Source organism: Pseudomonas sp. Bc-h, assembly GCF_002080045.1.
In the GTDB taxonomy this organism is placed as follows: domain Bacteria; phylum Pseudomonadota; class Gammaproteobacteria; order Pseudomonadales; family Pseudomonadaceae; genus Aquipseudomonas.
Genome location: NZ_MUIN01000012.1, coordinates 350,291 through 373,586 on the forward strand (window position 1 = coordinate 350,291; position 23,296 = coordinate 373,586).

The window sequence follows — 23,296 nt, forward strand, 5'->3', positions numbered from 1 at the left end:
ATGGATACCCTTCGCACTGACCTGTCAGAGCAAAAACACCTGCGCGGCGGCTGGACCCGTATCGCCGATCGCCTGCATCTGCTCATCACCGATTCGCTACTGTCACTGATCGCCCGCTTTGCGATAGCCGGTGTCTTTCTGATGTCCGGACGAACCAAAGTCGAGGGTTTCCTGACCATCACCGACAGCACATACGAGCTGTTCCGCACCGAGTACAAACTGCCGCTGGTGCCCCCGGAAATTGCGGCGCACATGGCTGCCTATGCCGAGCATCTGTTTCCGCTGCTGTTGATTCTGGGCCTGTTCTCGCGGCTGTCGGCGTTCGCCCTGCTGGGCATGACCACCGTGATCGAAGTGTTCGTCTACCCCGACGCCTGGGCCACGCACCTGACCTGGGCCGGATTGCTGCTGATCATCATCGCCAAGGGCGCAGGCAAGCTGTCGCTGGACCATAAACTGGGGATCAAATAAGCCCCCATCGGAGACCAACCCTATAGCAGCCCGTAGCAGCCCGGTCGGGCGGCGGTCCGTTTGCCGCCGACGACCATGAGTTCCTCACCGCCGGCAAGCCGGACTGCTACAACGGTTTTGCGCTTGGGTCGAGATCCTGGATGGAACCGGGTTACCCCAGACGCTCCTGAACCAACGCATTGCGGATGATCACCAGCATCGATTCGATGTTCTGACTCCAGTCCGCCGCACCACTCAGACACAGACTCTGCTGATGCAGCCCGCGCACACTGAACAGCTCTCCCGGGGCGATAACGATGCGTTGCTCCAGCAAGCGTTCGAACACGCGGCCCATATCGACCCGGTGCACGTTGTTCAGCCAGATCGTCGCCCCACCCTGCGGGTGCTCGAAGCGAACGTCCTCGCCCAGGTAGCGGTCGATCAACGTAGTCAGATGCCCGACCCGCTCCTGAAGACTTTGACGCAGACTCTGCAGATGCCGGTCGAGCTGACCTGAACTGAGCAGGCGCGCAATCGCTTTCTGCCGTATCGGTGGCAAACGGAACGAGCGAAGCAGCATCTGCTGATGCCACAACGGCCGGGAATGCCGACTCAGCAGATACCCGAACGGTGCTTCGAGCCCGATGGTCTTGTCGAACGCGCCCAGGATGAGCAGCCGCTCCGGATCGATCAGGTCGCGCAGCGGCGTGGCTTGTTCGTCAAAGCACAGCCCGCCCTGACTGTCGTTCTCCAGCACCCAAAGGCCCTGCCGATTTAGCACGTCCGCCAGGCGCTGACGCTGCTCCGCCCCCATGATCCGGCCCCGCACCGAATCCATGCGCGAGGACAGGATCGCCATTTTGACCTCACCATGTTGCAGCAACCCATTGAGCTCATCGGTATCGATGACGCCCTCGGCATCGGCGCATAACTCGACGACGCGAATGCCAAAGGATTGCAGCGTACGGAGCATGCTCCAGGCACAGGGCGACTCCACCAGCACCGCGCAGTCGCGCAACTGCAACGCCTTGAGTACGGTCTTCAAGACCCCGGTCTTGTCCGGGCCGATGAAGACGTTATCCGGATGCCAGCAACGCTCGGTCGACGAGGTGTAATAAGCCGCAAGCGCCGTTCGCAGTTCGATGTCGCCAAAGGGCTGAAAGCGCGGATCGGGCTGACACGGGTATTGCCGCATCAGGTCCCGCTCCAGATTGAGCAAAGCTCCGTCCAGAGATTGCAGCAGCGTCGGCTCGTCGGCGCCGAACACGAACATCTCCGGGCGCCGAGTCCCCGCCTGATAGCGCTCCAGCAGATCGTTGCCCTCGCAATGGGTGTCGTTGCAGGGCTGCGGCAGCGCGTAGTAACCCGATTTGGGTACCGAGCAGATCCGGCCTTCCTTCTCCAGCAGCGAATAGGCGTTCTGCACCGTGGAAATGGACACCCGCAATCGCCGTGCGAGCAGTCGCAGGGAGGGTAATTTCACTGCCGGGCCACCAGGCAGTTCGTTGGTCAGCCTCGACAGATAGCGGTACACCATCTGATAGGCAAAATCGGTCTTGTTGTTATTCATCGAACACACCCCATCCATGCGCATACGCAGGGTCAATGAGAAAAATAGCGGTCAACATGTCCGCGCCCGATTCCAGCGCGCACGGGTCAGCGGCCGGAGATCAACTCCGACACCGCCTCTCCGCTCTCAAGATTCACGGTCATCACGCGTCCTTTGTCCGGATCGCTTGCGCGAACTCGCGCGATGATCGAGCTGTTGTCGTTGAAGTCGACCCGCCGCTTGCCGTAGAGATTCTGCAGCCCCTTGAGGCTCAGGCCGCTGACTTCTACCAGCCACTGAAGCACCTGATCCGGTGCTGGCAGCCCCGCCAGTGCCCTGTGCAGATCCGCCAGCGCCACCAGCATGCCGGGGTGGAAACGACGTAGAAAGTCCTCCAGCCGTGCCCCCGCATCGACAAAGGGGGTGAACAGCAGACAGACCAATTGCACCTCACTCAGGCCAAAGCCCTCTTGGGCGTAACCTTCAGCAAGAGCGCGTCGTTCCTCAAGTTTCTCGGGGCTGTCGTAGGCCGCCATCGCCTGATCGATCAAGCGCCGAGGCATGCGCTTGCGCCGCATCATTGCAGCGGCCAGTTCCAGGTACTCGTGAATCCCGTCGGCGTAGGCGCGACCCTGTACGAATTCGGCCTTAAGCCCACGCATGTGCGCCATCAGCAGCGGGTTCGCACAATCAGACTCGCTGAAACTGAACGCCAGATCGTCGAAGCGAAAGCCCAGGAAGTCCGTCAGCAACGCCCAGTGCTCTTCCAGGCGAAAACCGATCAGATCGGCCACTGCCAGAAATGTCGGGGCGACAGGCTTGTTCGGATAGCCCAGCGGGCGAAGCATGAAACCGGCTGGCTGCGGCTCTTCGCCATAAAGCTCGCGGTAATAGGCCCGCCCCACGCTGTCGATGGTATGCAGTGCGCTGCTGAAGCTCAGCCTGTGCCAGTTTTCTACGGGACGGCCATTGTGCCTCGCCAGGCGCATGATCCAGGTCGCGTACTGCTTCTGCTCCTTCAGCGAATCTCCGCTGACCACGGCGTCGGCGCCAGAGCCCCAACACGCCGCTCTGCCGAGAAACTCGGCCATGCCCAGATAACAGCTGTTGCAAAAGGTGGTTCGTGCGTCGCCTGCGGTGAGGTGCCCGCCCAATAACATGTCGGATCGATTCTGTTCGCGGCCGGCGCTGGAAAACGGCAAATCTACCTCGAAATTCTGAACGTACTGGTGATCGACCACCAGCAGCTCAACCCGCGGATCGTCGTGCAGAAACAACGCTGAATAGCAGCGATTGATGTTCTCCATCACCGCAGAGGTCAGACCTGCATGACGCATATTGGCGACGCGCAGGTTGAACGTCGCAGGCGCCCGAGCGGCGATACTCAGCTGCGCGGCACGCAACAGAGCGACGGTGTAGGCGCTGTCCTTACCGCCGCTGAATGCCACCAGAATCTTGTAATGGCCGATTTGCTCAATCCCCCCGGCGGCCACAACAAGGCGCTGTATCAATAACTGCAGCGCTGTTTTTTCCGCACGGTTGAAATAACTCAACAAGCGCTGCAGCACTTGCTGATAGACATAGTTCATTGCCTGCTCGTGAATGGAGCCCATAACTTCAATACCTGAAATACTCGGTTCAGCGATCCTGTCGAACCCGTCACGATTCGCCGTTGCAACAAGAGAGTTTAACGATTGCGCGGCGCCAGTTAATATTGCGATCCGTGCACTGAGTAGCAATTAGCAACTGTCCAGGAGCGAGCTGTTCGGCAACCGTACAAAGAGCTGTCGGCATGATGAACCTTGGGCTACGGCCCCGACGGCTGCGGTGGGAGGTGCACGGCACGGCGCGATTGACGGCCGTAAAAACAATGAGGGCATGACTCGTTCCTTGAGTATGTTTTACGCAACTATTATCGGGATCTGAATATTAATTACAAGGTACAGATCGGCGACGCATTGCCTGTCAGCTTTCCACTAAACACTGCGCCCGGTTAAACACCGGTGTTTAATACAAGTCCCTCAAACCGGAATAACAAGGCTCTATTTCAACACGTCTTCATTTACACACAGGCGTTTAAAAACGTTCAGCACATAAACAAAAAAGCCTTCCTCGTCATCCGGGAAGGCTTTGTCGGGTATTGCATGGCCAGAGTAAGTGACGGGCGGCATCTTTGAACCGATGTCCGGATCCACTGTCTCGACGCCCGGCCAAAGGCGTCGAACATTCAAACAAGCGCGGTGAATTGCGCTCAGGCAGACTCGACTTCCACCACGACACGACCGCCAACAGGGCAACCGTCCATCACGCGGTGCGCTTCCACGATCTGATCGAACTGGAAGACCTTGGTCAGTTGCGGCAACAGCAGTTTGTCACGGGTCAGCTCGTTGATCTTGAGCAATGCCCGCTCAACCGCTTCCTTGTCCTGCGCAATGCCCAACTCGGGCTTGCCAGTGAAGTTACCCACGCAATGCACGAAGAACTGGATGTTCTTCTGGAACGCGGCACAGGCCGGGAACTGAACCTGGTTGCCACCCTGCAGGCCGTAAAGAATCAGGCTGCCACGGGGCGCTAGAACATCGCCCAGAATCGACATCTGCGGGCCGCCCAAACCGTCGAGCACCACATCCACACCACGCTTGTCGGTGTATTTGTTGACCGCCATCAAAAGGTCCTGCTCTTCGGTCACCACCACCTTGTCAGCGCCAAGGGAGGTCAGGTACTGGCGAGCAGTGCCCTCTTCATCGTCGGTCTTGATCGCGGCGATGACTTTGAGCCCCAGCGCCTTGCCCAACTGCAGGAACGCAGGACCGGCGCAGTGACCCGCATCGGTGACCAATGCAGTCTGCCCTTCTTTGACCCGTGCCAACTCCACGTATGCGAAGTACGCCACCAGCATCGGGGTGTAGTGAACGGCCGCCTGATTGGGCGTCAGAATATCGGGATACTTGGTCACGGACGTGCGCGGCAGCACGATCTGCTCGCCGTACACAGGGTGTGAGTTGGGGTTGGCGGACGGAAAGCTGGCGACCTTGTCACCGACCTTCAGATCATTCACGCCTTCGCCGACGGCAGTGATCACGCCGGCCATTTCCGAACCCAGACCCGCAGGCAACTGAGCCTGGGAGGACGCCAGATTTTGTCGCCACAGAACGTCATACCAGGTCACACCGATCGCCTGGACGCGTATCTGCACCTCTCCGGGTGCTGGCAACGCGGCTTGCTGCTCTTCTACCTTGAGCACCTCGGCCGGGCCAAACTGATGAAAACGGATCGTGCGGGACATTTCGAACCTCGCCTTATGAACCTTGATGCCATGAACTCTATCCGGGCTCTGCCGGTAACACTATCAGTGGCTATTAATAGTCGACATGCCTGTCATCGATTCTATTGTTGAAAGGCGGTCATTAGATAACCATCGAATGCTCACGTATTCAAGGCGGTCATTGTTGTTTTCTCGCCTTCACATTGCAACCCGAAGGGCATTTTCCGGATGAACGTCCTCTTCGATGGCGCGAAACCTGCCCGCGGCCGTGGGGTTTGAGCCATTCAGGCTGCCTATCTGTTGGGCTGAATCCTTCGTACAAGGTTCACCGTAAATCATCGACGGCCGTGATGGGTAACACGTTTGTATGCTTGCGCACGAATTTAACGGTGCGGAGAATCGGCGTTTGCCCGTAATATTCGATCCTGAGCTGAACACTGGCTGCCTTGTCGGGTGGCCAACGTATCGACCAATGTCCCCGAGACCCCCGTCATGAATCGCAACGACCTGCGTCGCGTCGACCTCAACCTGCTCATCGTGTTCGAGACCCTCATGCATGAACGCAGCGTCACGCGTGCAGCGGAGAAGCTGTTCCTCGGCCAGCCCGCCATCAGTGCCGCCCTCTCCCGCCTGCGGGGTCTGTTCGACGACCCGCTGTTCGTACGCACCGGGCGCAGCATGGAACCCACGGCCCGCGCCGTCGAGATCTTCGGCCTGCTCTCCCCTGCGCTGGACTCCATTTCAACCGCCGTGAGCCGCGCCGCCGATTTCGATCCGGCCACCAGCACCGCCGTGTTCCGTATCGGCCTGTCCGATGACGCCGAGTTTGCCCTGCTGCCATCACTGCTCAAACGCCTGCGTTCGGAAGCACCCGGCATCGTGCTGGTCGTGCGCCGCACCAACTACATCCTGATGCCGGCGCTGCTCTCGTCCGGCGAGATCTCCATTGGTGTCAGCTACACCGACGACCTGCCCGCCAACGCCAAACGCAAGGTGCTGCGCCGCAGTCGCCCCAGACTGCTGCGCGCCGACTCCATGCCCGGCGCCATCACCCTCGACGACTTCTGTGCCCGACCTCATGCGCTGGTCTCATTCGCGGGCGATCTGGGCGGCTTCATCGACGAATATCTGGAGAAAATCGGACGCAAGCGCCACGTCGTACTCGCCGTCCCGCAGTTCAACGGTCTGGCGACACTCATCTCCGGCACCGATATCGTCGCCACCGTTCCGGATTACGCGGCCGAAGTGCTGACGGCCGCCGGCGGCGTGCGCTCCGAAGAGCTGCCGCTGGAATCCCGCACCTTCGAACTGCACATGGCCTGGCGCGGTTCTCAGGACAACGACCCAGGCGAGCGCTGGCTGCGTTCACGAATTCAGATGTTCTTTGGCGACCCGGACAGCCTCTAAGCATCGGCCTTTTGCCAGGCGGTCCAGAATACCGGCTAGCGAAGTAGCTCGAGGTTCTCGTCGATGCGTTTCTGAATGATCTGCAAGGTATCCCGGGTGATCACTTCCGGGTACAGCCTCTCTGCCACCACGGCAAACTCGCTGGCGGCCGCGCAAATCCTGTCAACGGTGCGGTTTGCCACGTCCACGCTGACCTCGGCTTCCTGCGCAAGCTTGAGCAAAGCCTTGCGGCTTATGGCCAAAGCTTCCCCCATGACGTCCATCTGGTGGTAGCCCCCCGGGCCTTCGCAAAACGTCACGTCATATGCTGGCGCCAGTTTCCACCCGCCCGAGGCTTGCATGACATAGGCAAAGTTCTTGGGATGGTCGTCTCGGTTGTTGAATGCGACATTGAAGACCGCACGCTCGAATGCCAGCGCCTTTTCCCGCACGTCATTGGTACACATCTGGGTGGCGCGCAGGAAATTGACGTAGTCCAGAACGCCCGGGGTTTTGAAGTCGGCTCCGGTGAAGGCCGCAAGACTCTGCATTGGCACCCGCATTCCCAGTTTGCGATCAAAGCGTCTGGTCGCGAAGGCTGCGAGGCCGTTGGGCAAACTGAAATACCGTGTGTCCTGAGTCTCGATGCCGCATGTGCGTAACCGCTCGGCATAGACCATTTCGATCGCGCACACTTCGGGATGCTCTTCCCGGCCCGGAAACTTGACCAGCCAGGCTTCAAGTCCCGGCGCTGCAACGGTGGTGAAGACACCGGACGCTGGATCGCGGTAGACCAACGCCTTGGGCCTGGCGCCTTGGGGGGAGCCCCCTACCAAGAGCAGTTTCTGCAGGAACTCCCCGCCTTCACCGTTAAGAACTTCCTGCACCTCTGCGGCCAGAAGGTCGAGAGAGACTGGCATTTGCTGTTCCGCCCACTCAGGCGCCACAGGCTCGAACGACATTGCTCCCATCGCGTTATCGCCAATGTACGCAAGACGCTCCAGCGCTCCTATTCGCGCCGAATTGAGGCCGCGGCGTCTGAACAACCTGTCCATTAGCAGCATGCCCCAGCCGTCGGGCAAGGAGTCATAGACAGGGCCTGGCAATTCCAGTTGATGGGATGGAAAACCTTTGCGCAACCTGTCGCCCTTTAGCGGCAGCGTGTAGGACGACAGTTCGAGGCCTCTGCGTTTCGCTTCGTCGCTGTACTCGAACACGATCTGCGGACGCACGGAGAGGGCTTTGGTCGAGGCGAGCGTACCCCACAGCCACCGTTCACCCCAACCGTCGTAATAGACCTCGACCTGCTCAAGCATTGTCGGTTTTCCTCTTGATGCGCTGGCGACCGACGCTGTTCTCATAACGGCGAATGTCCTCAAGGCTGTCGAGCCGTGGCATGAACAAGCCTTCAAGCTCCTTGCTTCGGCCGAGCACCATGGCCACCCGGATCACGTTTTCGAGCCCGACATTGCGTCCGGCCTCAAGATTGGACACCGTGTTGGTCGCGATGCCGGCACGGCTTGCAACCTCTGCCTGAGTCATTTGCTGAGTCAAGCGCTCGCTGCGAAGCCGGTCGCACAGGCGCTTGACGATTTCTTCAGGTCTACTGAATCCTAAATCCAACATAATGTGCGTAAACCGTTAAAAGCTGACATAAAACACAGAATAGTGGATTTATGAAAAATGACAATGTGTGCCGCTAACCGCCCGGAGCTGCTAGCCGACCCGTTCCAGCACAGCTTTTGTTTACACGTAGAGTTGCGCCTTCGAGGCAAGCATCTCTCAAGTTCAAGCCCACACGCACCCGAACTCGCTCAGGCCCGTTCCAGAGCCTTTACCAGGCCAAATATCATTCCCACTGATATTTACCTTCGTCGTATTCGATTCGTGCAATAAAACCCTCAGGAACAGAATCCGCCAATCTTAATAACGTCGGCGGATTTTCCCATGGTTCAGTCACTTACTCCTTTGCGCTATCCCCTTGCCGCTTTGGCACTGGTCGTGATCAGTGCTTGCGGGAAAGGCCCGGAGACAGCTGCTCAAGCACCGGCTGCGGCCAAGGTCAACGTGGCCAAAGTGCTTGAGCAACCGGTCAACGAGTGGGATGAAGTCACCGCACGCCTGGAAGCGCCGGAAACCGTACAGGTCCGCCCTCGGGTATCCGGTCAGATCGATTCGGTGGCATTTACCGACGGCGCGCTGGTAAAGAAAGGCGATCTATTGTTCCAGATAGACCCGCGGCCGTTCGAAGCCGAAGTGCACCGTCTCGAAGCACAACTGCAACAGGCCAAGGCGGCGTCGGTACGCAGCAACAACGAAGCCCAGCGTGGCGAGCGTCTGCGCACCAACAACGCGATCTCGGCAGAGCTGGCCGACTCGCGGACCACCACCGCGCAGGAATCCAAGGCTGCCGTGGCGGCCATTCAGGCCCAGCTTGACCTGGCACGCCTGAACCTGAGTTTCACCCGGGTTACCGCGCCGATCACCGGTCGTGTCAGCCGTGCGGAGATCACCTCCGGCAACATCGTCACCGCCGACCAGACCATCCTCACCAGCCTCGTTTCCACCGATAAGGTCTATGCCTATTTCGACGCTGACGAGCGCGTGTTCCTCAAGTACAACCAACTGGCCCGCGACGGCAAACGTGGCGCAACCACTCCGGTGTACATGGGCCTGTCCAACGAAGCCGAAAACCCGCATCAGGGCCAGATGAACTTCGTCGACAACCAGGTCAATCCGCGCACCGGCACCATCCGCGGTCGCGCCGTGTTCGACAACAGCAAGGGCGAATACACCCCCGGTCTTTACGCTCGCCTGAAGCTGGTCGGCAGCGGCACCTACTCGGCCATGCTGATCAAGGATGAGGCGGTCGGGACCGACCTGGGCAAGAAATTCGTGCTGGTGGTCGACAAGGACAACAAGGCCGTTTACCGCAACGTTGACCTGGGCCCGAAACTCGAAGGCCTGCGGATCGTGCGCAGCGGTCTGGCCAAGGACGACCGCATCGTCGTCAGCGGCCTGCAGCGTGTGCGTCCGGGCTCGCCGATCGATCCGCAGGACACCCAGATGGCCAGCGCCGAGACCCTCGCCGCTCTGCAACAACAACGCCAAGCACTTGAAGCCAGCAACCAACCTCAGGCCCAGAAAAAACTGGACGCCAAGGTTGCCGCTGCCGCTACGCCACGCGGTTAAGGGACACACTCGATGAATTTCTCCAAATTCTTTATCACACGACCGATCTTCGCAGCGGTGCTATCGCTGTTGATCCTGATCGCCGGTGCCATTTCGCTGTTTCAGCTGCCGATCAGCGAATACCCGGAAGTCGTGCCGCCAACCGTGGTCGTGCGCGCCAACTTCCCCGGCGCCAACCCCAAGGTCATCGGCGAAACCGTGGCTGCTCCACTGGAACAGGCGATCACCGGTGTCGAGAACATGCTGTACATGTCCTCTCAGGCCACAGCCGACGGCAAGCTGACCCTGACCATCACCTTCGCGCTGGGTACCAACCTCGACACCGCGCAGGTGCAGGTGCAGAACCGCGTTACCCGGACCGAACCGAAGCTGCCGGAAGAAGTGACGCGCATCGGTATCACCGTGGACAAGGCCTCCCCTGACCTGACCATGGTGGTCCACTTGACCTCCCCTGATCAGCGTTACGACATGCTCTACCTGTCCAACTACGCAGTGCTGAACATCAAGGATGAGCTCGCTCGCCTGAACGGTGTCGGCGACGTGCAGCTGTTCGGTATGGGCGACTACTCGCTGCGTGTCTGGCTCGACCCGAACAAGACTGCTTCGCGCAACCTCACCGCCACCGACGTGGTCAACGCCATTCGTGAACAGAACCGTCAGGTTGCAGCCGGCCAGTTGGGCGCACCGCCCTCGCCTAGCGCCACCAGCTTCCAGATGTCAATCAACACTCAAGGCCGTCTGGTCACAGAGGAAGAGTTCGAAAACATCATCGTCCGCGCCGGCGAGAATGGCGAAATCACCCGCGTCAAAGACATCGCACGGGTCGAACTGGGCTCCAGCCAATACGCCCTGCGTTCGCTGCTGAATAACCAGCCTGCGGTGGCGATTCCGATCTTCCAGCGCCCGGGCTCCAACGCCATCGACATTTCCAACGAAGTGCGCGGCGAAATGGAACAGCTGAAGAAGAACTTCCCCGAAGGCATGGACTACAGCATCGTCTATGACCCGACCATCTTCGTGCGTGGCTCCATCGAAGCAGTGGTTCACACCCTGTTCGAAGCGCTGATCCTGGTTGTACTGGTGGTGATTCTGTTCCTGCAGACCTGGCGTGCCTCGATCATCCCGCTGGCCGCCGTGCCGGTGTCGCTGATCGGTACGTTCGCAGTCATGCACCTGTTCGGCTTCTCGCTCAACGCGCTGTCATTGTTCGGCCTCGTTCTCGCCATCGGTATCGTGGTGGACGACGCCATCGTGGTGGTGGAAAACGTCGAGCGCAACATCGAGCTCGGCCATGAGCCGATGGAAGCCACACAGATCGCCATGCGTGAAGTGACCGGCCCGATCATCGCGACGGCGCTGGTGCTGTGTGCAGTGTTCGTACCGGCGGCGTTCATCTCCGGCCTCACGGGGCAGTTCTATAAACAGTTCGCTCTGACCATTGCCATCTCGACAGTCATTTCGGCCTTCAACTCGCTGACCCTGTCGCCGGCGTTGGCGGCGGTCCTGTTGCGCTCCCACGACACCCCGAAAGACGGCTTCTCGCGCTTCCTCGACAAACTGCTCGGCAGTTGGCTGTTCCGCCCGTTCAACCGTTTCTTCGTCAAAGCCAGTAACGGTTATGTGAGCACGGTGGGTCGGGTGATCCGCATCAGCGGCGTCGCGCTGGTGGTCTATGCCGGCTTGATCGTCATGACCTGGCTGGGCTTCTCGACCACCCCGACCGGCTTCGTGCCGCAGCAGGACAAACAGTACCTGGTCGCCTTCGCACAGCTACCGGACGCCGCAAGCCTTGACCGCACCGAGGACGTGATCAAGCGCATGTCCGACATCGCGCTGAAGCAGCCGGGTGTCGAAAGTGCGGTGGCGTTCCCTGGCCTGTCGATCAACGGTTTCACCAACAGCCCCAACTCCGGCATCGTGTTCGTGACCCTCAAGCCGTTCGAAGAGCGCAAGGCTGCCAGTGAGTCGGCCGGTGCGATTGCCGGTGCGTTGAATGGCAAGTACGCGTCGATCCAGGAAGCCTACATGGCGATCTTCCCGCCGCCGCCGGTTCAGGGGCTGGGTACGATCGGTGGTTTCCGCCTGCAGATCGAAGACCGTGGCAACCTGGGTTATGACGAACTCTATAAAGAGACGATGAACGTCATTGCCAAGAGCCGCAGCGTGCCGGAACTCGCCGCCCTGTTCACCAGCTACACCGTGAACGTGCCGCAAGTGGACGCCGCCATCGACCGTGAAAAGGCCAAGACCCATGGCGTGGCCATCAGCGACATCTTCGACACCCTGCAGGTGTACCTGGGCTCGCTGTATGCCAACGACTTCAACCGTTTCGGTCGTACCTATCAGGTCAACGTACAAGCTGAACAGAAATTCCGCCAGGACGCCGAACAGATCGGTCAACTGAAAGTGCGCAACAACCTGGGCGAAATGATCCCGCTGGCGACACTGCTGCACGTCACCAACACCTCGGGCCCGGATCGCGTGATGCACTACAACGGTTTCATTACCGCGGAAATCAACGGTGCTGCGGGTCCAGGCTTCAGTTCGGGCCAGGCGGAAGCAGCCATGAACAAACTGCTCAAAGAGGAACTGCCCAACGGCATGACCTACGAGTGGACCGACCTGACCTACCAACAGATCCTGTCGGGCAACACTGCACTGCTGGTCTTCCCGCTCTGCGTGCTGTTGGCGTTCCTGGTACTGGCCGCGCTGTATGAAAGCTGGAGCCTGCCGCTGGCGGTGATCCTGATCGTACCGATGACCCTGCTGTCGGCCATCGCCGGTGTGATCATCGCCGGTAGCGACAACAACATCTTCACCCAGATCGGTCTGATCGTACTGGTGGGCCTGGCCTGTAAGAACGCCATCCTCATCGTCGAGTTCGCCAAGGACGAACAGGAAAAAGGCAAGACGCCGCTGGAGGCCGTTCTGGAAGCTTGCCGCCTGCGTCTGCGGCCGATCCTGATGACTTCGTTCGCGTTCATCATGGGTGTCGTGCCACTGGTTCTGTCCAGCGGTGCCGGTGCCGAAATGCGTCACGCCATGGGTGTCGCGGTGTTCTCCGGGATGCTTGGCGTGACCTTCTTCGGTCTGCTGCTGACACCGGTGTTCTATGTCCTGATTCGTAATTTCGTCGAACGCAAAGAGGCTCGCAAAGCGGCCAAGGCTCAACGCGTTCAGTCCATCGCTCCGGAGGCTCATTGATGAAGGCTGCAAAACTCTTCCTGCCCAGCCTGTTGGTCCTGGCGCTGGCGGCCTGTGCCGTCGGCCCTGACTACAAGAAGCCGGATACCGCGGCGGCCAATATCCAGGCCGCCACGCAGAGCACGTATGATCGCAGCCGCATCGAAACCATCTGGTGGCAGCAGTTCGATGATCCGACCCTGAACAAGCTGGTTGCCGAGTCACTGCAAGGCAACCGCGAACTGCGCGTCGCCTTCGCCCGCCTGAAAGCTGCGCGTGCGATCCGCGATGACATCAGCAACGATGCCATGCCAGTGGTGACCAGCCGCGCCAGCAGCCAGGTCGGCCGCGCTCAGGTCCCCGGTGAAACCGAGCACCGGGTCAACCAGGAACGTTACGACCTGGGCCTCGACATGGCGTGGGAGATCGACTTGTTCGGTCGCATCCAGCGCGAACTGGAAGCCAGCGAGGCCGATCAGCAAGTGGCCGAGGCCAATCTGTATCAGCTGCAGGTGACGATGATCGCCGAGCTGGTGGATGCCTACGGTCAGCTGCGTGGCGCGCAACTGCGAGAAAACATTGCCCGGGACAACCTGAAAAACCAGCAGGATTCGCGCAACGTCACCGTGCAATTGCGTGACGAAGGCGTGGGTAACGAGATCGACGTGGTGCGGGCCGATGCGCGTCTGGCCGCCGTGGAAGCGAGCATTCCACAGTTGCAGGCCGAGCAGGTGCGTGAGCGCAACCGGATCGCGACCCTTCTGGGCGAGCGTCCGGATGCAATGACCGTGAGCCTGGCCCCGGCCAAGCTTCCTGCGATCTCCAAGGCATTGCCGATCGGTGATCCGACCAAACTGTTGGAAAACCGTCCTGACGTGCTCAGTGCTGAACGGCAACTGGCCGCGCAGACCGCGCGGATTGGCGTGCAGACCGCCGACCTGTTCCCACGGGTCAGCCTCAGCGGCTTTCTGGGCTTCACCGCCAGCCGTGGTTCGCAGATCGGTTCCGGTGCTGCGCAAGCCTGGGGGCTGGGCCCGAGCATCACGTGGGCGGCGTTTGACCTGGGCAGCGTAAGAGCACGGATTCGTGGCGCCAACGCCGATGCCGAGGGCGCGCTGGCCAACTACGAGCAGCAGGTGTTGCTGGCGCTGGAGGAAACCGAGAACGCCTTCAGCGATTACGACAAACGTCAGCAGCGTCTGGTGTCGCTGGTTCGTCAGAGTGAAGCCAGCCGTTCGGCGGCCAGTCTGGCGAGCATTCAGTACAAGGAAGGCACAGCCGATTTCCTGGTACTGCTCGATGCCGAACGTGAGCGTCTTGCGGCGGAGGACAGCCAGGCGCTGGCCGAGATCGATCTGTATCGCGGGATTGTGGCGATCTACAAAGCGCTGGGCGGCGGTTGGCAGCCCAACGCTTGACCGCAAACCGCTGTCGCGGGGTAGCGTGATCACTGCCCTGCTCAAGCCCCGGACTCATAAGGTTCGGGGCTTTTTTGTTTTTTGTGTCGCCTGTGCCAGAGCGATTCCCGTTTGACACCCAGCGACCACTCCCCGAAGCTGCTCCCCACGCAGAAATGGAAATCGGTATGTCAAAAGCGCCCACTCAGCACACCCCCGCCCAACTCAAGGTCCGCCGTCGCTTGCAGGCCGCAATTGCGCTGGCGGTCTTGCTGCTGATGATTGGCGCCGGATTGCTCGTGCATGGCTGGAGAACACCGCCCGCAGCCCCCGTGGTCAACCACAGCTACGCCGAAGCCCTCGAGCAAGCGCACAATGGCAAACCCGGTGCCGCACGCGTGCTCTATCAGCAACTGAGCCGCACCGACCTGTCCGACATACGCCGCGCCGGCCTGATCACCGAACTGGCCAACTACCCCAGCGCCCAGGCCCTGAAAATACTCGACGGCGACCTCAAACGCCCTGTTCCGCTCGTTCAGCAAACCGCCATCGAAACCGTGATCAGCATGGTTTCCAACACCCAGCGCAGCGTCCTCATCGGCCCCCTGCTTGACGACCCCGATCAGAGCGTTCGCTTCAGCGCGGTACGCGCATTGCTCGGCCTCACCCCGGACGATATCGGCCTGTATTTCGGCGCATTCCAGGATGCCGCCGAGCAGTACGCAAACACCCTGACCTCGCAACCACCCAGCGGCCAGAGCCAAGTGCAACTGGCAACGCTGCTGGTCAATGAAGGCAAACCGGGCAAAGCCTCCGACGCCATCGACCTGGCGTTGAAACTGGAACCGAACAACCTGCAGGCCGGACTTGCCCAGGTTCATCTGCTCGACCAGCAGGGCCAGGCAGACCGCTCCCGACAGCAACTCGCGCAACTGCTGGAGAAGCACCCGCAATCGTCATTACTGCAACATGCGCTGGGCATCTGGCTGTTGCGTCATCAACAAAGCGAATATGCATTGCTGGCGCTGGCCAAGGCCGTCGAGCTGGAACCCGATAATACCGACTACCGCTACGACCTTGCAGTCGCCCTCCACGACCTGCAGCAACTGGAGCCGGCGCAACGGCAACTGGAGGACATACTGCAGCGGCAGCCCGCCAACCGCCGCGCCCGCACCTTGCTCATTCAGTACTGGAAAGACGCCGGTCAACTTCAGAAAGTACAGGTGTTGCTGGCGGAGCTCGAGCAGCTGAATCCTGACGATCCCGCCTTGCAGCAAGGGCTGTAGAGAGCGGAGACATGGGCGTACAGCGCACATCCATAGTTTCCGTTTTAGTCCAAGTTTAAGAAATTACTTACAACGCATTTTCCGAGATGCCGCAATGTCTGTCGCACCTGAGTATCGTGTGACGCAAGTTTCATATAACAATTGCACATCCCCTATTTTCCAACTGAAAAAAAACGTGCATTATTTGCCCGTAGCGCACCACAACTACCCTGCCTTGGATGAAAAGCTGACAGCGCAACGTTAGTTTCTTCGTTTGATCACAATGTCAAGGCACCGGGGCAGTGAAAAGATGAGCACAGGATCCAGACTTGCATCCATGTTGCTTGCGTTGGGCTGACAACAGCCGTTAACCGCCGGAGTACTATATTTGTCCAGACTTGCCGAATTTCGCGCAGCAGAAAGAGCCCTTCAGGAACAGCTGGCCCAGCTGGAAAGCCTGAAGAACGATGCCGGATTGAAAAAGGAGATCGAGTTCGAGCAGAAGCTCCAGGCCCTGATGAGCACGTATGACAAAAGTCTGCGGGACATCATTGCCATCCTGGACCCAAATCCCTCGGCTACCGCAGCTGCACCGGCCGGACCTAAACGTCGCCGCGCCCGCGTCGTCAAGGTTTACCAGAACCCACACACGGGCGAACTGATCGAAACCAAAGGCGGCAACCATCGCGGCCTCAAGTCATGGAAAGAACAGTACGGTGCTGAAACCGTCGATTCATGGCTCCGTGGCTGATCAGCGTTGGCGCACCATTAATATCGAAGTCTTATAAAAAAGCCCCGTATTTCGGGGCTTTTTTATAAGCGCGATTTTAACCAATAGTTCATGCGCAACCGATTGAAAAGAAGATCCACCGCGCTCGCCCAAGGGTTCAACTTTGTATAGGGCACCAGCACTGTTCTGGCGCTGGGCGCTTGACAGTTAGAGCGAGCCCGCTCATTACAAAGGAGTAATGAATTGGTGTTATCAGCGACACTGATATCAGCATCGAACATAAGGTGCAGGCTCCGTCAATAAACATCCGATTGACGAGTGGCTGGCCCATTTCTGTGGTGAGTCGGCTAAAAAGCAGGTTTCTTCACGCTTTTTTCACATGCGTTTCTACAGGATGAAGGCTGCTAAAGGATTAGCGCCCCATGCCCGCTTCGGCGGGCTTCTTTATGCCTGCAAAATGTTCACGGCGTTACATTCAAGTGCAGGCTGTCTCTGATCCGCAGGACCTCATCCTTATTGGCGGCATAACCAAGTGCCGACCCTGCGTAAGACAATGACCAGGCCATCTCCTTGCTGGCAGCGGCCACCAGCGTCTGGGTCATTACGTGGGCGCCATTCTGGGTGATGGTGCAGGTCGTCTCCATCGCTGGCACCTCGCTTAGCGTACTGTCCTTCATCTTCGTGCAGACACTCTGAAAGCCCCCGTGCACGAAATTGACCTGCACCGCCTTGCGCATTTCCAGCAACACGCCCTGCACGTTGACCTCATGGCCGGGCTGCAGCCGCGTCTGAGTCAACTCCACCACCATTGCCGGGTCGCCGTTGTCGTCATTCTTGACGGCCCGCTGCCGGATTTGCACTGATGGCTGATCAGGGCTCGACTGCGATTGGGGCAATGCTTCTACCTCCCAGTCGCTGGGCCAGATGACCATCGCATCTGCCGCCAAGGCGCAGCCGAGCCCCGGTGAAAGACAAATCGCTGCCAAAGCAAATGTACGAAACGTGAAATGCATGACCGATACCTGTACGGCGAGCCGGAAAGTGTGAGCCACGCGCTTCCCGCTAACAAGACCCGACCCAGGGTTTATGCACATTCGGGTTTGGCTCGCGCGCCTTGTCCCGTATCATTGTGCAACATTTACAGCATCAACCCGGAGCCATCCATGAGTCTGCACGAACTGAATACTTTTCCCGGCGTCACGGCCCAACCGGACGCTGCCACCGCACAATTCGTGTTCAACCACACCATGTTGCGGGTCAAGGACATCACCGCCTCGCTGGATTTCTACACCCGCGTGCTGGGCTTCAGCCTGGTAGAGAAGCGTGATTTCCCGGAAGCGGAATTCAGCCTGTATTTCCTGGCGCTGGTCGACAAGGCCCAGATTCCGGCCGACGATGCCGCACGTAACGTATGGATGAAAGGCATTCCAGGTATCCTGGAACTGACCCACAACCACGGCACCGAAAAAGACCCTGAGTTCGCTTACCACAACGGCAACACCGACCCACGCGGTTTCGGCCATATCTGCATCTCGGTACCTGACGTGCATGTTGCCTGCGCGCGTTTCGAACAGCTGGGCGTCGACTTCCAGAAGCGCCTGACCGATGGCCGCATGAAAAGCCTGGCTTTCATCAAGGACCCGGACGGTTACTGGGTCGAGATTATTCAGCCAACGCCGGTTTGACGGACGCATCCCCGCAAAATCAATCGCGCACAAAAAAACCTCATGATCGCTCATGAGGTTTTTTTATTGCTCTGCCTCAGCTTGGCATCACGCCGGTGCGCTGGTCCGGATCAGGTGGTCGAATGCGCTCAGGGAAGCCTTGGCACCCTCGCCCACTGCGATCACGATCTGCTTGTACGGCACAGTGGTCACGTCACCGGCAGCAAAGATGCCCGGAATCGAGGTTTCACCACGGTTGTCGACAACGATCTCGCCACGCGGTGACAGCTCGATGGTGCCCTTGAGCCATTCGGTGTTCGGCAGCAGGCCGATCTGCACGAAGATCCCTTCCAGCTCGACGTTGATTTCTTCGCTGGTAATGCGGTTCTTGTAACGCAGGCCATTTACTTTCTGCCCATCGCCCGTCACTTCAGTGGTCAACGCACTGGTCAGCACCGTCACGTTCGGCAGACTGTGGAGTTTGCGCTGCAGTACCGCATCAGCACGCAGCGAGCTGTCGAATTCCAGCAGGGTCACGTGGGACACCAGGCCCGCCAGATCGATTGCCGCTTCGACGCCAGAGTTACCGCCGCCGATCACCGCCACACGCTTGCCCTTGAACAACGGACCATCGCAGTGCGGGCAGTACGCCACGCCCTTGTTGCGGTATTGCTGCTCGCCCGGCACGTTCATTTCGCGCCAGCGGGCACCGGTGGCCAGAATCACGGTCTTGCCCTTGAGCACGCCGCCGCTGGCAAATTTGACCTGATGCAGCTCGCCATCCTTGCCAGGAATCAGCTGATCGCCGCGTTGCAGGTTCATGATGTCGACTTCGTATTCCTTGACGTGTTCTTCAAGGGCCACGGCCAGTTTCGGGCCTTCGGTGTGCTGTACCGAGATGAAGTTCTCGATCGCCATGGTGTCCAGCACCTGACCGCCGAAGCGCTCAGCCGCGACACCGGTGCGAATACCTTTACGCGCGGCGTAGATCGCTGCCGCAGAACCGGCCGGGCCACCGCCGACGACCAGGACGTCGAAGGCATCTTTGGCGTTCAGCTTTTCAGCCTGACGATCACCTGCACTGGTGTCGATCTTGGCCAGAATTTCTTCCAGGTTCATGCGGCCCTGACCGAACAGCTCGCCGTTGAGGTAGATGCTCGGCACCGACATGATCTGGCGGTCGTCGACTTCCTTCTGGAACAGGCTGCCTTCGATGGCGACGTGCTGCACATTGGGGTTGAGCACGGCCAACAGGTTCAGCGCCTGGACCACGTCCGGGCAGTTCTGGCAGCTCAGCGAGAAATAGGTTTCAAACTTGAACTCACCGGTCAGGCTGCGCGCCTGCTCGATGGTGTCCTCGCTGGATTTGGACGGGTAGCCGCCGACTTGCAGCAACGCCAGTACCAGGGAGGTGAATTCGTGGCCCATTGGCAGGCCGGCAAAGCGCAGCTTGATGTCCTGACCCGGGCTGTTGAGGGCGAAGGATGGAGTCCGTGCGTCAGTGCCATTGGTGTTCAGGGAGATCTGGTTGGAGCTGCTGACGATATCGTTGAGCAGGGCCAGCATTTCCTGAGATTTTGCGCCGTCATCGAGGGACGCAACGATCTCGATTGGGCGAGTGATCCGCTCCAGGTACGATTTCAACTGTGCTTTAAGATTCGCGTCCAACATGAGGGCTTTCCTTATCTTCAAAAATTCGAAATCTGCAAATAAAAACGCCCAGGCGATTACCGCCCAGGCGTTTTTTGGGGGCGATGCGGTTTACGTGCTCATGGGCTCATCGCCCCCGATCCGGTCACGAGGACTTAGATCTTGCCGACCAGGTCCAGCGACGGAGCCAGGGTAGCCTCGCCTTCCTGCCACTTGGCTGGGCAAACTTCGCCCGGGTGTGCAGCCACGTACTGAGCGGCCTTGATCTTGCGCAGCAGCTCGGAAGCGTCACGGCCGACGCCGCCGTCGTTCAGTTCAACGATTTTGATCTGACCTTCCGGGTTGATCACGAAAGTACCGCGGTCAGCCAGGCCAGCGTCTTCGATCAGCACGTCGAAGTTGCGGGAGATGGTCAGGGTTGGGTCGCCGATCATGGTGTACTGGATTTTGCCGATGGCTGGCGAGGTGTTGTGCCAGGCAGCGTGGGCAAAGTGAGTGTCGGTCGACACGGAGTAGATTTCCACGCCCAGTTTCTGGAACGCGTCGTAGTTGTCAGCCAGGTCTTCCAGTTCGGTTGGGCAGACGAAGGTGAAGTCGGCTGGGTAGAAGAACACCACAGACCATTTGCCTTTCAGGTCAGCATCCGAAACTTCAACGAAAGAGCCGTTTTTGAAAGCGGTAGCTTTGAACGGTTTTACTTGGCTGTTAATGATAGGCATCGGGTGAATCTCCTTAGGGTTGAAAAATCGGGTTTGAAATTCGATGGGGAGGATCTTACGCACAATCACCGGTCAGGGCTCATTGGCAAACCTGATGCCGGTGATTGGTTTTCGCTATAAAAGAACTCTTGTATAGAAGAATTCGGTTACACGTTTGCGAACCTTACCCTGCCACCGTCGATTCCGCGTCTCAATGGCGCAGCTAATGCCGTGCCAGCCTACCCATTTCGCTCCGTGCGTTACAACCCACCCGGGCAGACACCGCGCGCGAAATAACGCAGAATGCGCGCCATTGACGATACGTAACAGCCGATACGTACCAGTACGAAACAGCAGGAGTGGGGTATGGCCCGTGGCGGCATCAGCAAGGCAGACGTGGAACAAGCGCGCATGGCGCTTATTGCCAGAGGTGAAAATCCCAGTATCGATGCAGTACGAATTGAAATGGGCAACACCGGTTCGAAGACCACCATCCATCGCCTGATGCGCGAGCTCGACGAGACTCGTGGCGATTTGTCGTCGGCGCAAGTTGACGCCGAATTGAACAGCCTGGTGTCCCGCCTGGCTGGCCGCTTGAAGGAGCAGGCGCAGGAACACATCGACGTTGCGCAGGCAAGCATGGATGCGCAAAAAAAGGAGTTGCAGGATGAACTCGAGAAAACCCGGCGTCAGCTGGCCGATCTGATCGAACGCCACGCCGTACAGACCACAAAACTGGGAACGCAAACCGCCACCCTGCTGAGCACTCAAAAGGAACTGCAGGACGAGCACAGGACGAATGTGCGACTGACCCAGGCCGCTCAGGACAGCGCTTCCCGCTTGCAGGACAAGGATGAACAGATCCGCCTGCTCAAAGAACAGCATCTGCAATCGCACACCCAATGTGCCTTGCTGCAGGAACGCCTGCACAACGCCCAGAGCGAAAACAAGAAACTGCAGGAGCGCCTGACCGAACGCGACCAGCAGAATCGCGTGCTGGAATTGATCCTGATCAAGACCGAAGTCGCGTTGGAAAACCTGCGCGAGGCGCAAGGCATCACTGATGCCACGGCCGAAGACTAAGACTCGCCGGAGGCGTCCTCGAGCAAACCACGCACCCGCTGCGCCAGGTCGTCAATGCTGAACGGCTTGGTCAGCATGTCCATTCCTTCTTCGAGGAAATCGCCGCGCACTTCGGCGTTGCGTGCATACCCGGTCATGAACAGGACCCGCAGCTCAGGCCGATGCTGACGGGCGATTTCCGCCAGTTGCCGACCATTGAGGCCAGGCAGACCGACATCGGTCACCAACAGATCGATACGCCCCGCCCCCTGCAGAAACGGCAGAGCCGTTGCGCCATCCGAAGCCACTTCCACGGTGTAACCGAGTTCGCGCAGGACATCCACGACCAGCATGCGCACATCCGGCTCGTCCTCGACCACAAGCACCCGCTCGCCCTGAGTGGCGCGGGGCGGCACCATTCCCTCATCGCTCGCCAGATGCGGGTCGGCAGTTTCAAAGTGACAAGGCAGATACAGGTCGATGCGCGTCCCCTGCCCCTCGACACTGTCGATCTGCACCTGACCGCCAGTCTGATTGATGAAGCCATAGACCATCGACAGGCCAAGCCCCGTCCCCTGCCCGATCGGTTTTGTGGTGAAGAACGGATCGAACGCCCGAGCGATCACCTCGCCCGACATCCCGGAGCCCGTGTCCTGTACGCTCAGGCGCACGTAGTCCCCCGGCGTCAGTGCATCGTGCAGCACTGCCACATGCACCGATTCGGTCTGAATCAGGAGTCGCCCGCCATCGGGCATCGCATCCCGGGCGTTGATCACCAGGTTGAGCAAGGCGTTTTCCAGCTGATGCTCGTCGGTATGGGTCAGTCGCAATGTGCTGTTCAGATCGATTTCCAGCTCGATGCTTTCGCCGATGGTTCGCCGCAGCAACTCCTCCATCGACACCACCATGTGGTTGACATCCACCGGTCGCGCGTCGAGCGACTGGCGACGGGCAAACGCCAGCAGTCGGTGGGTCAGCGAGGCGGCCCTGTTCGCCGAACTCATGGCGGCGTCGATATAGCGATCGATTTCCGACACCCGCCCTGCCGCGACCCGGCGCTGGATCAGGTCCAGAGCACCGAGCACGCCGGTCAGCATGTTGTTGAAGTCATGGGCGATACCCCCGGTCAACTGACCGATCGCATCCATTTTCTGCGCGTGACGCAACGCCTCTTCGGCTTGGGCACGCTCACTGATCTCGATCTGCAGACGCTCGTTGATCTGGGCCAGCTCGCGGGTACGTTCAGCCACGCGCCGCTCGAGACTTTCGTTGAGTTCGCGCAATGCATCTTCGGCTTTGACCTGCGCGGTAATGTCTGTGCTGGTCCCGAGCCAATAGGTGATATTGCCGTGATCGTCGCGAATCGGCAGCGCCCGGCACAGGAACCAGCGATACAGGCCGTCCTTGCCCCGCAGCGGGAAGGTGTCTTCCCAGATAGAGCCCGTAGCAAAGCAGCGGCGCATTCTCGAATCGACGCGTTGCAAGTGGTCGGGGTGGTGCAGCGAGCGCCAACCCAAGGCCATCATGGCCTCGTGGGAAGTGCCGGTGTAGCTGTACCAGCGCGCGTTATACCAATAGATCTGCCCCGATGGGTCGGCGATCCAGGCGAGCTGACTCATGTTGTCGGCCAGGGTCCGGAATTGCCGCTCGCTTTCGTGCAGCGTTGCGGATTTTCCGGCGTCCTGGTCGTCAGGTGCAATGGGATTCAAGGGCATGGATGCCGAAAAACTCTTGCTGATCAAAAAGTGGGTCCGTCCTTCTCAAACAATTGCCAGCCCGCCCTCATCCATGAGGCCGGACCCGTC

17 protein-coding genes and 1 pseudogene are annotated in these 23,296 nt (G+C 59.4%); 9 read left to right on the plus strand and 9 right to left on the minus strand.

What is annotated here, in order from left to right; genetic code table 11:
- Positions 1-471, plus strand: coding sequence for a DoxX family protein (locus BWR59_RS24700; protein WP_081568265.1), 471 nt, complete (start codon positions 1-3; stop codon positions 469-471).
- 151 nt (positions 472-622) lie between these two features.
- On the opposite strand, the gene BWR59_RS24705 is transcribed toward BWR59_RS24700, so the two are convergent.
- The 3 genes from BWR59_RS24705 to BWR59_RS24715 form a co-directional block, all read right to left on the minus strand.
- Positions 623-2,020, minus strand: coding sequence for a PLP-dependent aminotransferase family protein (locus BWR59_RS24705; protein WP_081568266.1), 1,398 nt, complete (start codon positions 2,018-2,020; stop codon positions 623-625).
- Positions 2,021-2,106: 86 nt separating this feature from the next.
- On the minus strand, positions 2,107-3,612 hold the full coding sequence (locus tag BWR59_RS24710; RefSeq protein ID WP_081568267.1) for a hypothetical protein: 1,506 nt from the start codon (positions 3,610-3,612) through the stop codon (positions 2,107-2,109).
- A gap of 638 nt (positions 3,613-4,250) precedes the next feature.
- Positions 4,251-5,285, minus strand: coding sequence for a zinc-dependent alcohol dehydrogenase family protein (locus BWR59_RS24715; RefSeq protein ID WP_081568268.1), 1,035 nt, complete (start codon positions 5,283-5,285; stop codon positions 4,251-4,253).
- A gap of 471 nt (positions 5,286-5,756) precedes the next feature.
- On the opposite strand from BWR59_RS24715, the gene BWR59_RS24720 reads away from it, so the two are divergent.
- The gene (locus BWR59_RS24720; protein WP_081568269.1) at positions 5,757-6,671 is read left to right on the plus strand and encodes a LysR family transcriptional regulator; all 915 of its coding nucleotides are present in this window, start codon (positions 5,757-5,759) and stop codon (positions 6,669-6,671) included.
- Between the two features lie 35 nt (positions 6,672-6,706).
- Here BWR59_RS24720 and BWR59_RS24725 read toward each other — a convergent pair whose 3' ends face one another.
- Positions 6,707-7,966 carry a type II toxin-antitoxin system HipA family toxin gene (locus BWR59_RS24725; RefSeq protein WP_081568270.1) on the minus strand — a complete coding sequence of 420 codons (1,260 nt, stop codon included), beginning with the start codon at positions 7,964-7,966 and terminating at the stop codon, positions 6,707-6,709.
- Positions 7,959-8,276, minus strand: coding sequence for a helix-turn-helix transcriptional regulator (locus tag BWR59_RS24730; protein ID WP_081568271.1), 318 nt, complete (start codon positions 8,274-8,276; stop codon positions 7,959-7,961). Before BWR59_RS24730 ends, BWR59_RS24725 begins: the two co-directional genes overlap by 8 nt.
- 321 nt (positions 8,277-8,597) lie before the next feature.
- Between BWR59_RS24730 and mexE the strand changes: the two genes are divergently transcribed.
- From mexE to BWR59_RS24755, 5 genes are all read left to right on the plus strand, one after another.
- Entirely contained in the window at positions 8,598-9,842 is a 1,245-nt protein-coding gene (mexE, locus tag BWR59_RS24735; protein ID WP_081568272.1) for a multidrug efflux RND transporter periplasmic adaptor subunit MexE, read from the plus strand.
- 12 nt (positions 9,843-9,854) lie between these two features.
- Complete coding sequence (locus BWR59_RS24740) at positions 9,855-13,046, plus strand: efflux RND transporter permease subunit (protein WP_081568273.1); 3,192 nt, start codon at positions 9,855-9,857, stop codon at positions 13,044-13,046.
- On the plus strand, positions 13,046-14,443 hold the full coding sequence (locus tag BWR59_RS24745; RefSeq protein ID WP_081568274.1) for a TolC family protein: 1,398 nt from the start codon (positions 13,046-13,048) through the stop codon (positions 14,441-14,443). Before BWR59_RS24740 ends, BWR59_RS24745 begins: the two co-directional genes overlap by 1 nt.
- A 257-nt stretch (positions 14,444-14,700) precedes the next feature.
- Entirely contained in the window at positions 14,701-15,708 is a 1,008-nt protein-coding gene (locus BWR59_RS24750) for a HEAT repeat domain-containing protein (protein ID WP_081568408.1), read from the plus strand.
- 367 nt (positions 15,709-16,075) lie between these two features.
- Positions 16,076-16,438, plus strand: a complete 363-nt coding sequence (locus BWR59_RS24755; protein ID WP_081568276.1) for a histone-like nucleoid-structuring protein, MvaT/MvaU family — start codon at positions 16,076-16,078, stop codon at positions 16,436-16,438.
- A 440-nt stretch (positions 16,439-16,878) separates the two neighbouring features.
- On the opposite strand, the gene BWR59_RS24760 is transcribed toward BWR59_RS24755, so the two are convergent.
- Positions 16,879-17,430 carry a DUF4946 domain-containing protein gene (locus tag BWR59_RS24760; RefSeq protein ID WP_081568278.1) on the minus strand — a complete coding sequence of 184 codons (552 nt, stop codon included), beginning with the start codon at positions 17,428-17,430 and terminating at the stop codon, positions 16,879-16,881.
- Positions 17,431-17,580: 150 nt separating this feature from the next.
- Between BWR59_RS24760 and gloA the strand changes: the two genes are divergently transcribed.
- Positions 17,581-18,102 carry a lactoylglutathione lyase gene (gloA, locus tag BWR59_RS24765; protein ID WP_081568279.1) on the plus strand — a complete coding sequence of 174 codons (522 nt, stop codon included), beginning with the start codon at positions 17,581-17,583 and terminating at the stop codon, positions 18,100-18,102.
- 87 nt (positions 18,103-18,189) lie between these two features.
- Here gloA and ahpF read toward each other — a convergent pair whose 3' ends face one another.
- Together ahpF and ahpC are read right to left on the minus strand one after the other, a co-directional pair.
- On the minus strand, positions 18,190-19,752 hold the full coding sequence (gene ahpF / locus BWR59_RS24770; RefSeq protein WP_081568280.1) for an alkyl hydroperoxide reductase subunit F: 1,563 nt from the start codon (positions 19,750-19,752) through the stop codon (positions 18,190-18,192).
- A gap of 134 nt (positions 19,753-19,886) precedes the next feature.
- On the minus strand, positions 19,887-20,450 hold the full coding sequence (ahpC, locus tag BWR59_RS24775; protein WP_081568281.1) for an alkyl hydroperoxide reductase subunit C: 564 nt from the start codon (positions 20,448-20,450) through the stop codon (positions 19,887-19,889).
- 345 nt (positions 20,451-20,795) lie between these two features.
- Between ahpC and BWR59_RS24780 the strand changes: the two genes are divergently transcribed.
- The gene (locus tag BWR59_RS24780; RefSeq protein ID WP_081568282.1) at positions 20,796-21,512 is read left to right on the plus strand and encodes a DNA-binding protein; all 717 of its coding nucleotides are present in this window, start codon (positions 20,796-20,798) and stop codon (positions 21,510-21,512) included.
- On the opposite strand, the pseudogene BWR59_RS24785 reads toward BWR59_RS24780, so the two are convergent.
- Positions 21,509-23,182, minus strand: a pseudogene (locus tag BWR59_RS24785) (response regulator); the annotation flags it as partial. The gene BWR59_RS24780 and the pseudogene BWR59_RS24785 sit on opposite strands and share 4 nt — an antisense overlap.
- Between the last annotated feature and the right edge of the window lie 114 nt (positions 23,183-23,296).

Excerpts from the sequence above, each read along its gene's own strand:
- ahpF (WP_081568280.1), bottom strand. The coding sequence starts at position 19,752 with ATGTTGGACGCGAATCTTAAAGCACAGTTGAAATCGTACCTGGAGCGG.
- mexE (WP_081568272.1), top strand. The coding sequence starts at position 8,598 with ATGGTTCAGTCACTTACTCCTTTGCGCTATCCCCTTGCCGCTTTGGCA.
- BWR59_RS24740 (WP_081568273.1), top strand. The coding sequence starts at position 9,855 with ATGAATTTCTCCAAATTCTTTATCACACGACCGATCTTCGCAGCGGTG.
- BWR59_RS24710 (WP_081568267.1), bottom strand. The coding sequence starts at position 3,612 with ATGGGCTCCATTCACGAGCAGGCAATGAACTATGTCTATCAGCAAGTG.
- BWR59_RS24730 (WP_081568271.1), bottom strand. The coding sequence starts at position 8,276 with ATGTTGGATTTAGGATTCAGTAGACCTGAAGAAATCGTCAAGCGCCTG.
- BWR59_RS24700 (WP_081568265.1), top strand. The coding sequence starts at position 1 with ATGGATACCCTTCGCACTGACCTGTCAGAGCAAAAACACCTGCGCGGC.
- BWR59_RS24715 (WP_081568268.1), bottom strand. The coding sequence starts at position 5,285 with ATGTCCCGCACGATCCGTTTTCATCAGTTTGGCCCGGCCGAGGTGCTC.
- BWR59_RS24750 (WP_081568408.1), top strand. The coding sequence starts at position 14,701 with ATGATTGGCGCCGGATTGCTCGTGCATGGCTGGAGAACACCGCCCGCA.
- gloA (WP_081568279.1), top strand. The coding sequence starts at position 17,581 with ATGAGTCTGCACGAACTGAATACTTTTCCCGGCGTCACGGCCCAACCG.
- BWR59_RS24705 (WP_081568266.1), bottom strand. The coding sequence starts at position 2,020 with ATGAATAACAACAAGACCGATTTTGCCTATCAGATGGTGTACCGCTAT.
- BWR59_RS24745 (WP_081568274.1), top strand. The coding sequence starts at position 13,046 with ATGAAGGCTGCAAAACTCTTCCTGCCCAGCCTGTTGGTCCTGGCGCTG.
- BWR59_RS24725 (WP_081568270.1), bottom strand. The coding sequence starts at position 7,966 with ATGCTTGAGCAGGTCGAGGTCTATTACGACGGTTGGGGTGAACGGTGG.
- BWR59_RS24780 (WP_081568282.1), top strand. The coding sequence starts at position 20,796 with ATGGCCCGTGGCGGCATCAGCAAGGCAGACGTGGAACAAGCGCGCATG.
- BWR59_RS24720 (WP_081568269.1), top strand. The coding sequence starts at position 5,757 with ATGAATCGCAACGACCTGCGTCGCGTCGACCTCAACCTGCTCATCGTG.
- BWR59_RS24760 (WP_081568278.1), bottom strand. The coding sequence starts at position 17,430 with ATGCATTTCACGTTTCGTACATTTGCTTTGGCAGCGATTTGTCTTTCA.
- ahpC (WP_081568281.1), bottom strand. The coding sequence starts at position 20,450 with ATGCCTATCATTAACAGCCAAGTAAAACCGTTCAAAGCTACCGCTTTC.